This window comes from Flavobacterium sp. CFBP9031 (assembly GCF_034044945.1).
Classification (GTDB): domain Bacteria; phylum Bacteroidota; class Bacteroidia; order Flavobacteriales; family Flavobacteriaceae; genus Flavobacterium.
The window spans coordinates 285,265-296,470 of sequence record NZ_JAXCWF010000003.1; the positions used below are offsets into that span (position 1 = coordinate 285,265).

Sequence of the window (11,206 nt, forward strand, 5' to 3'; positions counted from 1 at the left end):
TTTAAATTGAAATGAGAAGCAATAAAAAAAGCCCCAGATTTCTCTGAGGCTTTTTTTATTGAAAAAATACTTTTTAGAAATTAGTATTTATTTTTTTAGAACGATCTGCAATATAAGAGATTAGCCAGATTACTTGTCCTTCTTTTACAAACAAAATTTTCTTTGTTGCGTAGTCTGGAATACTTTCAAGACAAGTTACAAGGATGTTGTTTGCCGAAATCAAGTATTTTTGGTCGTAAGTGCTTAAAACTCTCGCAGCTTCTTTATTTGTTTTGGCAAGATTAGTAAACTTGTTAAAGTTGTTTTTAAGAATAGCATCATAATCGATAACATCTTGAAGAGTTAGAGCAACATAATGCTCTTTATTCACATTTTCATCATAGAAAAGAGTTGAAAATGCCCAAACAGCTCCACCAGATAAGTATAATTTATCCTTTTTTGCCAAAGGAGGATTCGCATCAAATAATTCTTTTGTCTTTTTACGTAGAATTACATTATAGTCAAAAGATTTTTCCTGATAAGTCGACATATCGTTTACCTGACTTTTGTTTACCACTGTTTTTTCTACAGCATCAGTAAGTGTCATTGTACCAAAACTAAGCTCTAAAGGAACAAATTCTAATTTACCGTCTTTAAGTTCGTCGATATAACCTCCTTTTGTAGTTTGAGCACCAATATCAAGAAGGAAAGCATTAGCAAAATCAACAGGTGGTATAGCACCTTTTACAAGTGTTTTTGCTTCTTCATTAACATCTAATACTTCTAATTGCTTTCCAGTTAAAATCGCAATTTTATTTTTTAAAACATCTAAGTTACGTGCAGAAGCAAAAACAGGAGCCGCTACAACAAAAATGTTTTCTTCAAGAATTTTGTTTTCAGCTTTAATTTTTTGCAATTGGTTAGTAACTATAACACTAGTTCTAGTGATATCTTCTTGTGTAAGTTCACCGTTAGCAGTAATATGGTCAGCAAACGGAATTCTTTCAGTCCAGAAAGAAAGAATTTTGTAATCAGCTTTTCTGATGTTATTTACATCAATTACAGAAACTTTAATAGCTCTACGTCCAATTTCGATTCCGGCGTAAACACTTTTTTGAGAAAATAAATTGACAGAAAAAAATAAGGCTAAAAGGGCAAAAAATAAGAATTTGGGGTTGTGTTTGTTTTGCATTGTGTTGAATTGTAATTATAATATAATTTGTTTTTAAAAGATTATAAAGTTACTTTTTGTGGTATTGATATGAAAATCATAATTTTAGAATGAAAACAAATGGTTTCATTACGGAATTGCGAATTTAAGAAAACATTTAATAATATAAAATCAGTTACTAAGAAAACATGATATTAAATTATTGTAAAGAAATAACGGGTTTTATATAAATAAAGTATATTTATAAAAAAAGCTCCAGATTTCTCTGAAGCTTTAATTAAAATCTATACTCATCGGTTATTATGATCTTCTTTTTCTAAGGAGTTCCAAGTGTAAAAGCGATGAGAGTATTAAACTTTAGAAAAAGAAGTAACCAACAGATACTTGAAATACTCCATTTCTATTGTCAGTATCAACTTTAGTTATTCCCAAGTTATATCTAGCACCAAAATTAAGTCCGTTTTCTAATTTATAGCCTACGCCAAAATTAGCGCCAAAATCAAAAGTAGTAAATGAGTTTGTTACTTTCACGCCTTCATTTTTCGCAGAAAGTAAAAAACCTATTTGCGGTCCGGCTTCAAGACTTAATCCTTTTGTTACGTAATATTTTCCCATTAAAGGAATGTTCAAATAATTCATAGCAACAACATCATTATTGAAGCTATATCCTTGACGCGAATACATTATTTCAGGCTGGAAGGAAAATTTATCAGAAATTGGAATTTCCGATACAACACCAAAATGATATGATGTTACATAATCAATGTTGTTGGTGTTACTTCCATTAACAGTTGAAAAGTTTAAACCTGCTTTAGCTCCAAATTTAATTTCTTGGGCATTAACATTTGCAAATCCTAAAACTGTAAAAACAGCTAGCAATAAAATTTTTTTCATAAAAATTGATTTGAATTATTTGAAGCCAAAATTGGCATAAGAAAAATTAGAAAAGGTTTCAAAAACTCAAAAATGTATAAAATGGTACTTATTTGAGGTTATTTTTATACTCATTTGGTGTTTGGCCAGTAAGTTTTTTAAAAGCTTTATAAAAAGTTGTTTTGGAAGTAAAGCCAGATTCTAAACCCATTGCAAGCAAATTATAGTTTTCATATTCAGAATTTGAAATCATTTCCTTAACCGCTTCAACCCGATATTTGTTGATGTAGTTGGCAAAGTTATCTTCTGTTATTGTGTTTACAATTAGAGAAACATATCCTGGGCTTATACCTAATTTTTCGGCAACTTTTTCTCTGTTTAGTGTACTGTCAGTATAAATGTGCTGCTCTTTGCAAAGAAGTTCTAGTTCTTGAAAGTAAAGATTTTCTGCCGTGATAGATTCACTATATTCTTCTCGAGTGTCATTTTCTATAATTTGAAGATTGGCGGGCGAAATGGCTAAATCTCTGTTTAAAAAATTGTAAACTGCTTCGTGGTCTTTGGCCAGCTTGTATTTATAAATGCCAATATAAGCAGTCCAATGAATTATGAATGTGGCAAAAAAAGCCAAGATGCTCATCGTTGCAGAAAGGTCAAATGGAAAAAACTTGTTGGCTAGGGCAATAATAAGAAAAGCGAATAATGATGAAGAAACAATTGTTAATAGGATAAAGATCCAATTTTTCTCTTGTGGATCTTTTAAATGTCTTAGCATAAAATAAGAGTAACACAGTAAAAAAGGCATGAATGTAATGGCTAACACAAGATGAATCAGACTAAGTATTTTGAGCAGACCAGAGCCCGATTCTGGAATAGTGTAAAGTCCTGCAATACGATCCAGATCGCACGCAATATTAAGGATAGCGGTATAGGCAAAGGGAATAAAACACAAATACGATTTTTGCTTGCTTTTTATACTATCGTCAATTCGATTTATAATAAAAAGGAATATAAAAGCAGCTATTAGAAATGTCCATTCGATATGATCAATAAAGCGAAGGAAAGGATATGGAGTAAATGCATCTTCAACCTCAAAAACATGATTCAGTAAAATAATGGAAAGTGTAAAAAGCAAACCTGCCAGATATTTATTTGAATTACTATTGAAAATGGAAGACTTTAAAATAATAAAGCCTAAAACTATTCCCTGAAAAACCGCAATATTTAAAAGTGTGGTATAAATCACGTTTTGGTATTTAGTTGTTTTTAAGTTTTGTTTTTGGGGTGTAATTTGAATGATGCTATTTTTTAAAATATAGCTAATTTCATATTAAATGACACGACGAATTTATAGTAATGCAAATTGTTTTCTTAGCAGATTAAGAAATGATTAACTAAAATTATGAAAGAATTATAAGATATTTTGGTCTAGGGCGACATGGAGGTTTATTGGAAAATTTTTATTAGGAAAAGGCAAAAAAGTTTAGGATTTTTTTAAGAGATTTTGTCTTTGTCGCAAGGAATTTTGTTTCTTTAAAGTTCGTAGTATTATACAAATTTGGATAGATTTGTGTAGTTGTCAGATTTAATGACAGTAATTTTAAGCAAATAATATGAAAACACAATTACTTATAATCTTTCTTGGACTTTTGGTATTTACTTCCTGTAAAGAAGACAATGTTGACTGGATTTTCGTAGAGGGTGGCACTTTTGAACAAGGCAAAAACCAAATGGTCATTAGCCCCAAAGGAGACACCATAAATGGTTTTACGAGTCCGCACCGAATGGTTGAACTAGATAATTTTTATATAAGTAAATATGAAATAAAGGTTAAACAGTTTAGGGAGTTTTGTAAAAATACTGGAAGAAAAATGCCAGACGCACCTATAGAAAATGCACATGGCGTAAAAGTATATTATAAATGGATAGACGAAAATCCGATGCTTGCCACTTGGGATGAAGCAAATGATTATGCAAAATGGGCAGGAGGAAGATTACCAACAGAAGCAGAGTGGGAGTATGCTGCTAAAGGTGGAAAGAAAACTAAAAACTACAAATATAGCGGCAGTAATAATCCAATTGAGATTGGTTGGGTAAAAGAAAACTCAGATAGTATTTTTCATAAAGTGGGACTTCTTAAACCGAATGAACTAGGAATTTATGATATGACTGGTAATGTCGGGGAATGGGTTTCTGATTGGTATAATCCTGAAAAGGATAGCTTAGTAAGCAAACAAAATCCTCAAGGACCACCTGAAGGAGAAGGATCATATAAAATCTCGAAAGGTGTAAGTTGGTTTTACGAAACCCAAAGTGCAGATGGAAAACCATTAGAATACGGAATTCATATGCCGGAAGTGAGATACCAATCTCCAAAAGACACACGAAACGATGGATTTGGATTTAGAATCGCAAAAGACAAATAAGATTACGGGCAACAGTTATTGCAATACTTTTAGGTAATATCCTTAATGGAAAATAGCTTTATAATTGGATGATTTGGTAAATCCGAAGAATGGACTTGATTTTTATATCTATCTATTTATTTATATCATCATACAATTTATTGACTACATTTTCTAAAATTTCTCCTGTTTCATTAAAGCTGGTATTTGTAATTATAGATATTCCTATGTTTTGTTTAGGATAAATTACAAACCAATTCTGCATTCCGTATATGCCTCCGTGATGTCTATAAATTAACTCCTTTTCATTTTCTATGATGTACCAATGATAGCCTTCCCAAAAATCAGAACCTTCTTTGTATAATTTTCTATGCGATTCATTTACAATAGGATTTGACTTGTCTAGTTGCAATTTCATATATTTCACTAAATCCGTAGGCGTAGAATGCAATCCCGAAATTCCGCCCCATAAAGTTCTGTTGAAGTTAGGCATTAATTCGTTTTTATCATTATAGCCTTTTACCAACCTTGTTTTATCATTTTCGGTTAATGTAAACTTGGTTTGGTTCATTTTATTTGGTTTCAGAATAAATTCAGTTACCAATTCCTCATAAGGCTTTTGATACACTTTTTCAAGTATATGTGCTGTCAATTCTGGAGCCGTGTTGGAATAAGAATATACTTCTCCAGGTATCGTTTCAATTTTGATTAGTTTTAGTCCTTCAAAAAAAGCCTTTTTATTTTCGCTTTTTATAGGGAAATTAGGAAAACCACTTGTATGTGTAATAAGGTGTTTGATTTTTATAGGTTCGCCTTTAAATTCTAAATTAGGATAAGGTTCATCAAGATAAATTCTAATATCATCCTCTAAATTTATTTTTTTATCAAGTATAGCTTTAGCAGTTACATAACCTGTAAAAGTTTTAGTTACCGAAGCCAATTCGTAAAGTGTAGAATCGTTTGGTTTGTTTCCTTCTCCGATCGTTAATTCACCAAAATGTTTTATTGTGGCTTCTCCATCTTTAAACACTGTAATGGAAACAGAATGAAATCTTTTGTCCTCTAATAACTTAGCCGCGTTATTTGTAATCGCATTTTCAACAATTTGTTTATTAGTTTTATGAACACTGTTACAGGCAAATAATGTGAAAAATAAAATAGCGGTTAAATATTTCATTGTCGTAAGGTATGGTTTAATTCTCTGGTTAATTTGTTAAAAGTTTGAAGATTTTCGACTTTTCTAACGTGAATTGGGTAGAAATGTCATTCTTTCTTTGTTTCCAAAAATAGGATTTTTATTTCGTAAACATTAAAAAGGCATTTTTATTTTTTGAATACTTTTCGTGTTAACATTAATGTGAATTTCGATTGTTTATCTAAAGTTTGTATTCGAAAAATTATATATTTGAAAGATAAATAATGTATGAGATTTATCACATATAGCTACCCAAATTTGGATGGCTTTTTATGGTTTTGTCACACATATAAATAAGTTGGTGGCAATTTTGCGAGCCATCTTACCTGCATTAATTAACCAGAAATAAAAAAATGAAATTAACAATTACAATCGGACTTCTTTTAGTTGCACATCTTACATTTGGACAAGATCGAATTCAAAAAATCGACAGTTTACTCAATTCTCTTTATTCAAAAGAGAAAATCAATGGAAATGTTCTAATTGCAGAAAAAGGGAAAGTTATTTATAGCCATAGTTTTGGACTTGCAAATGAAACAACAAAAGAAAAATTGAACGAAAATTCGATTTTTGAATTGGCATCTTGTTCAAAGCAGTTTACAGCTATGGGGATAATGATACTTAAAGAAAAAGGGAAGTTGAATTTGGACGATGACATCACAAAATACTTACCCGAACTTTCTTTTTATAAAGGAGTAACGGTAAAAAACTTATTGAATCATACCGGAGGTCTGCCAGACTACATGCAGCTTATGGATAGTTTATTTGACAAATCTAAAATTGCCACTAACAAAGACATAATTAATATATTTAGTAAACATCAACCAAAAATACTATTTGAGCCAAATACTAAATGGGAATATAGCAATACGGGCTATGCACTATTGGCATCAATAATTGAGAAAGCATCGGGTATGACATACGCTGACTATCTAAACAAGGCTATTTTCCAACCGTTGAAAATGAAAAATACCTTTGCGTACAATCGTAGATTATCGCCAAAGAAAATTGACAATTATGCTTTTGGTTATGTTTACTCAGATAGTTTGAAAAAATATGTTTTACCAGACGAATTGGAAGAAACTAAAATTGTTATTTGGCTTGATGGTGTTGTTGGAGATGGAGGAGTTAATTCAACTGTAAACGATTTATTGATTTGGGATAGAGCATTATATACCAATAAATTACTCACAAAAGAGGATATGAAAGCAGTTTTTGAATTAGCAACTTTGAAAGACGGAGCTAAAAGGAATTATGGTTTTGGTTGGGGAATTGAAGAAAATGCTGATTTTGGAAAAATTGCAAACCATGATGGGGGGTGGCCAGGCTATGTGACTTTTATTGATAGACATATTACAAATGATAAAACAATAATAATACTTCAAAATCACAGCAACGTTTCAATTCCTTCTAAGGCAATTAGAAGTATTCTATATAATAAACCATTGCCTGTGCAAAAAATCAGAAAAGAAATTAGTATTACTCCTGAAGAACTTCAAAAGTTTGTTGGGACTTATGCAGTTGAAAATGAGTATGAAATCAAAATTTCATTAGATAAAGACCAGCTATTTTCACAATTGACTGGACAAGATGCGTTCCGAATATTTGTAGAAAGTGAAATGTTCTTTTTCTACAAAGTAGTAGATGCACAAATTCAGTTTGAAAAGAACGAAAAAGGAGAAATTTCAAATTTGTTTTTATTACAGAATGGAAAAAAGATAGAAGCAAAACGTATGAAATGAAAACTGTCTCCTTGCTGGTGTGAGCGTGCCGTTCGTGAACGCAAAGTCATTTCAAAGTGGTCCACAAAAAACGACAAAAAGCTTCAGAGAAATCTGAAGCTTTTTGTCGTTGTAGTGGGAAGCATTCAATTATCTAACCTAATTATTAAAGATTATTATAAAATTGTTAGTTAGTAGTATTTCTTTATATTTAGTTGAAATTTAAGAGACTAAGAGTTTATGGAACTAATTTTACTAATTGCAGTCTTTTTACTGATTTTAATTTTTGGTTTTTTCAAAACAAAAATTAAAGGAATAGTTGGAGAGAAAACAGTTTCTTCAGTATTATATTTTTTAAATAAGTCAGATTATAAAGTAATTAATAATATAGTTTTAAAAAGAGGGGAAGTAACTGCTCAAATCGATCATGTGGTGATTTCTAGTTTTGGAATATTTGTTATTGAAACCAAAAATTACAAAGGATGGATTGTTGGACATGAAAACTCGGAGTACTGGACTCAAGTATTATATAAGTACAAAACGAAATTTTACAATCCAATTTTTCAAAATGCGGGACATATACGAGCTTTGAAAAGTTGTTTAAACGAATATAGCGGTCTTGAATATGTATCTGTTATTGTTTTTTCGACAAAAGCAGAAATAAAGATTGATACAAGTGTAGATGTTATTAATGTGTATCGTCTTATAAGAACAATTAAAAAATACTCTACTATAAATCTCTCAAAAGACGAAAAGAATAGTATTTTTGAAAGAATTAATGCTTCTAATATCATTGATTCGTTCAATAAACGGGAACATATTAATTATATTAAAAGAAGAATTAGAAACCGAGAAAAAAAAATTAAAGAAAACAAATGTCCACTATGTGGCAATAATTTGGTTGAAAGAAGAGGACAATTCGGAAGTTTTTTTGGATGCAAATCGTATCCAAGATGTAAATTCACAGAAAGAATGTAGCGCCGACTTCGAGTAATCAGTAATCATTGAAGGTGAGGATGTTTTGCTAGTGAATGAAATGAAAATAGATAAAAAACAAAAAAGCTTCAGATTTCTCTGAAGCTTTTGTCTTAGTAGCGGGAACAGGACTCGAACCTGTGTCCGCCGTGGCGGATATGAGTCCGCCGAGCTGTTAAAATTTTGAATAAAAAAAACACCATCTTTTTCAAGTGGTGTTTTACTTAGTAGCGGGAACAGGACTCGAACCTGTGACCTTCGGGTTATGAGCCCGACGAGCTGCCTACTGCTCTATCCCGCGATGTTTCGGGTGCAAAGATACGTCGATTTTTGAGAAATCCAACGAAAACTTTAAAAAATGTTTTATTTTCTGTATTGAGTTGATATGACTACCTTTGCAAAATAAATAAAGCAAAAAATGTCACATAAAGCAGGTTTCGTAAATATTATCGGAAATCCAAATGTTGGAAAATCAACATTGATGAACGCTTTCGTTGGAGAACGATTGTCGATCATTACATCAAAAGCACAAACTACACGTCATAGAATTCTAGGAATCGTAAACGGAGAAGACTTTCAGTTAGTTTTGTCTGATACTCCTGGAATCATCAAACCAGCATACGAAATGCAGGAATCGATGATGAACTTCGTAAAATCGGCTTTTGAAGATGCAGACATTTTAATCTATATGGTCGAAATAGGCGAGCAAGATCTAAAAGACGAAGCTTTCTTTAATAAAATCATTCATGCCAAAATTCCCGTTTTATTACTTTTAAATAAAATAGATAATTCTAATCAGGAACAATTAGAAGAGCAGGTTTCTTTTTGGAAAGAAAAAGTACCAAATGCAGAAATTTTCCCGATTTCGGCTTTACAGAATTTTAATGTTCCAGAAGTTTTCGGAAGAATTATCGAATTATTGCCAGAATCTCCAGCTTATTATCCGAAAGATCAGTTGACAGACAAGCCAGAACGTTTCTTTGTTAACGAAACTATTCGTGAAAAAATCTTATTGAATTATAGCAAAGAGATTCCATACGCGGTTGAAATCGTAACAGAAGAATTTTTTGAAGATGAAAAAATCATCAGAATCCGTTCGATTATTATGGTAGAACGTGAAACTCAAAAAGGAATTATTATCGGACATAAAGGTGCCGCTTTAAAGAAAGTTGGAACCGATGCTCGTGCCGATTTAGAGAAATTCTTCGGAAAACAAATTCACATTGAACTAGTCGTAAAAGTGAATAAAAACTGGAGAAGTAACGCCAATATGCTAAAACGATTTGGTTACAATCAATAAAGCTTTTAATTGTTTCAAGTTTCGGGTTTCAAGTTTTATGGCAGACGTAAAACTTGAAACCTGAAACTTGAAATTTGAAACAAAATAATTAAAAAACTTAGGTACTTAGAATCTTAGCGTCTCAGCAACTTTTTTTAACTACCTTTGCAAAAAATTTAAATAAGGCATTTTGGATTACAAGTGATTAGGTTTTTAGGAAGCTAAGAATCTGAAATCTAAAGTCTAAAGTCTAAAATTCAAAAAAATGAGTAATAACATTGTTGCGATAGTAGGAAGACCTAATGTAGGGAAATCGACCCTTTTTAATAGGCTGATACAAAGAAGAGAAGCTATTGTAGATTCAGTATCTGGGGTTACCCGCGATAGAAACTATGGTAAAAGCGAGTGGAACGGAAAAGAGTTTTCTGTCATAGATACAGGTGGATACGTTCGCGGAAGCGATGACGTATTTGAAGGTGAAATCCGTAAGCAGGTAGAACTTGCTATCGACGAAGCCGATGTTATTATTTTTGTGGTTGATGTTGAAGAAGGAATTACGCCAATGGATGAAACTGTTGCAAAATTACTTCGTAAAGTAACAAAACCAGTTTTATTGGCTGTAAATAAGGTTGATAACGCAATGCGTGAAAAAGACGCGGTAGAGTTTTACAATCTTGGTTTAGGTGAATATTATACATTCGCAAGTATTTCTGGAAGTGGAACAGGAGATTTATTGGATGCTTTAATTGATGCTTTCCCAGAAAAACCTGAACCAGAAACGCCAGAAGTTGAATTGCCACGTTTCGCAGTTGTAGGACGTCCAAATGCAGGAAAATCTAGTTTTATAAACGCCTTGATTGGTAAAGATCGTTATATTGTTACCGATATTGCTGGAACAACTCGTGATGCAATTGATACTAAATTTGACCGTTTTGGTTTCGAGTTTAACTTGGTTGATACTGCCGGTATTCGTCGTAAAGCAAAAGTAAAAGAAGATTTAGAGTTTTATTCTGTAATGCGTTCTGTGCGTGCGATTGAGCATGCAGATATCTGTATTTTAGTTATCGATGCAACTCGCGGATTTGAAGGTCAAGATCAGAGTATTTTCTGGTTGGCAGAGAAAAACCGTAAAGGGGTTGTAATCTTGGTGAACAAATGGGACTTGGTAGAAAAAGATACGATGTCTACTCGTGATTACGAAGAGAAAATCAAAAAAGAATTGATGCCTTTTACAGATGTGCCAATTTTATTCGTTTCTGCTTTAACAAAACAGCGTTTATTAAAAGCATTAGAAGCAACAGTTCAAGTTTTCGAAAATAGAAAACAAAGAATTGCAACTTCAAAATTCAACGAGTACATGTTAAAAGTGATTGAGGCTTATCCGCCGCCAGCAACAAAAGGAAAATATGTAAAGATTAAATATTGTATGCAATTGCCAACACAAACACCTCAGTTTGTATTTTTTGCCAATATGCCACAATATGTTAAAGAACCATATAAAAGATATCTCGAAAATAAAATTAGAGAAAAATGGGATTTTGCAGGAGTTCCGATAGATATTTATATTAGAGAAAAATAAAAAAAGAATCCCCTTGAATTAGGGGATTT

Annotated in this window: 9 protein-coding genes and 1 tRNA gene; 5 read left to right on the plus strand and 5 right to left on the minus strand. The window is 31.8% G+C overall.

What is annotated here, in order from left to right:
- Positions 1-73 precede the first annotated feature (73 nt).
- The 3 genes from SOM12_RS07055 to SOM12_RS07065 form a co-directional block, all read right to left on the minus strand.
- Positions 74-1,171 (minus strand): exopolyphosphatase, encoded by a 1,098-nt coding sequence (locus SOM12_RS07055; protein WP_320492888.1) that lies wholly within the window; start codon positions 1,169-1,171, stop codon positions 74-76.
- A gap of 336 nt (positions 1,172-1,507) precedes the next feature.
- Positions 1,508-2,044 (minus strand): porin family protein, encoded by a 537-nt coding sequence (locus SOM12_RS07060; protein ID WP_095928694.1) that lies wholly within the window; start codon positions 2,042-2,044, stop codon positions 1,508-1,510.
- 88 nt (positions 2,045-2,132) lie between these two features.
- A complete protein-coding gene (locus tag SOM12_RS07065; protein ID WP_320492889.1) occupies positions 2,133-3,269 on the minus strand; it encodes a helix-turn-helix domain-containing protein in 1,137 nt (378 codons plus the stop codon).
- Positions 3,270-3,636: 367 nt separating this feature from the next.
- On the opposite strand from SOM12_RS07065, the gene SOM12_RS07070 reads away from it, so the two are divergent.
- Positions 3,637-4,449, plus strand: a complete 813-nt coding sequence (locus tag SOM12_RS07070; RefSeq protein WP_320492890.1) for a formylglycine-generating enzyme family protein — start codon at positions 3,637-3,639, stop codon at positions 4,447-4,449.
- Positions 4,450-4,561: 112 nt separating this feature from the next.
- Here the strand turns inward: SOM12_RS07070 and SOM12_RS07075 are convergent, their stop codons facing one another.
- Positions 4,562-5,605, minus strand: a complete 1,044-nt coding sequence (locus SOM12_RS07075) for a serine hydrolase domain-containing protein (RefSeq protein ID WP_320492891.1) — start codon at positions 5,603-5,605, stop codon at positions 4,562-4,564.
- A gap of 371 nt (positions 5,606-5,976) precedes the next feature.
- Here SOM12_RS07075 and SOM12_RS07080 point away from each other — a divergent pair, with 371 nt between their 5' ends.
- Both SOM12_RS07080 and SOM12_RS07085 read left to right on the plus strand, forming a co-directional pair.
- A complete protein-coding gene (locus tag SOM12_RS07080) occupies positions 5,977-7,365 on the plus strand; it encodes a serine hydrolase (RefSeq protein WP_320492892.1) in 1,389 nt (462 codons plus the stop codon).
- Positions 7,366-7,584: 219 nt separating this feature from the next.
- Positions 7,585-8,322, plus strand: a complete 738-nt coding sequence (locus tag SOM12_RS07085; RefSeq protein WP_320492893.1) for an NERD domain-containing protein — start codon at positions 7,585-7,587, stop codon at positions 8,320-8,322.
- A 225-nt stretch (positions 8,323-8,547) separates the two neighbouring features.
- Here the strand turns inward: SOM12_RS07085 and SOM12_RS07090 are convergent.
- Positions 8,548-8,620 (minus strand) — tRNA-Met (locus SOM12_RS07090).
- Between the two features lie 117 nt (positions 8,621-8,737).
- On the opposite strand from SOM12_RS07090, the gene era reads away from it, so the two are divergent.
- Both era and der read left to right on the plus strand, forming a co-directional pair.
- On the plus strand, positions 8,738-9,619 hold the full coding sequence (gene era, locus SOM12_RS07095) for a GTPase Era (protein WP_250833917.1): 882 nt from the start codon (positions 8,738-8,740) through the stop codon (positions 9,617-9,619).
- Positions 9,620-9,863: 244 nt separating this feature from the next.
- The gene (gene der, locus SOM12_RS07100; RefSeq protein WP_250833916.1) at positions 9,864-11,177 is read left to right on the plus strand and encodes a ribosome biogenesis GTPase Der; all 1,314 of its coding nucleotides are present in this window, start codon (positions 9,864-9,866) and stop codon (positions 11,175-11,177) included.
- Positions 11,178-11,206 lie beyond the last annotated feature (29 nt).

What these genes read in the sequence shown, in the direction of transcription:
- SOM12_RS07070 (WP_320492890.1), top strand. Translation starts at nt 3,637, where the DNA reads ATGAAAACACAATTACTTATAATCTTTCTTGGACTTTTGGTATTTACT.
- era (WP_250833917.1), top strand. Translation starts at nt 8,738, where the DNA reads ATGTCACATAAAGCAGGTTTCGTAAATATTATCGGAAATCCAAATGTT.
- SOM12_RS07075 (WP_320492891.1), bottom strand. Translation starts at nt 5,605, where the DNA reads ATGAAATATTTAACCGCTATTTTATTTTTCACATTATTTGCCTGTAAC.
- der (WP_250833916.1), top strand. Translation starts at nt 9,864, where the DNA reads ATGAGTAATAACATTGTTGCGATAGTAGGAAGACCTAATGTAGGGAAA.
- SOM12_RS07055 (WP_320492888.1), bottom strand. Translation starts at nt 1,171, where the DNA reads ATGCAAAACAAACACAACCCCAAATTCTTATTTTTTGCCCTTTTAGCC.
- SOM12_RS07080 (WP_320492892.1), top strand. Translation starts at nt 5,977, where the DNA reads ATGAAATTAACAATTACAATCGGACTTCTTTTAGTTGCACATCTTACA.
- SOM12_RS07060 (WP_095928694.1), bottom strand. Translation starts at nt 2,044, where the DNA reads ATGAAAAAAATTTTATTGCTAGCTGTTTTTACAGTTTTAGGATTTGCA.
- SOM12_RS07085 (WP_320492893.1), top strand. Translation starts at nt 7,585, where the DNA reads ATGGAACTAATTTTACTAATTGCAGTCTTTTTACTGATTTTAATTTTT.